Source organism: Gracilibacillus saliphilus, assembly GCF_010994085.1.
GTDB lineage: Bacteria > Bacillota > Bacilli > Bacillales > Amphibacillaceae > Gracilibacillus > Gracilibacillus lacisalsi.
Genome location: NZ_WJEB01000089.1, coordinates 1 through 437, shown reverse-complemented (window position 1 = coordinate 437; position 437 = coordinate 1). Strand labels below are relative to the sequence as shown.

Sequence of the window (437 nt, the reverse complement as noted above, 5' to 3'; positions counted from 1 at the left end):
GCGGATAGTTCTTTCACTTGTTGTTTCGTGGTTTTTAGGGTATTGCTAGACAGTTCGCTCAGCTTTTTCATTTTGGCAGAAGCGGTGCCAGCTTTGACTCCTTGCACGGCGGAAATGCCTCTACCTGCCTTTCCTATTTTCGCTAATCTTGCTGGTGGAATAAACATTAAGGCGCTCCAACCGACGGCCGCCATCCGCTCTCCAGCGGTTAACGTTTCACCAGAGAATGGTTCTTCCCCTGTTGCCGCACGATATAGATCATTGGTTCCTATGAATTCACTGCCTAACTTTGCGGCATCTTGACCGGTAAAAGGATCTTTCGGCATCGTGGTACGATTGTAGGGCTGGACTTCACGGATCATTTGGGTAAACTCGTCTATATTATTTTTGGAGAATTCTTCTTGAATCCGTTCCACTGCTTCCTCATAAGGGGTTGC

At 47.4% G+C, this 437-nt stretch carries 1 protein-coding gene; it reads right to left on the bottom strand.

Annotated features, from left to right (window positions below):
- On the bottom strand, positions 1–437 hold a 437-nt coding region (locus tag GHT08_RS21975; RefSeq protein WP_193568343.1), incomplete at both ends, for a pre-toxin TG domain-containing protein.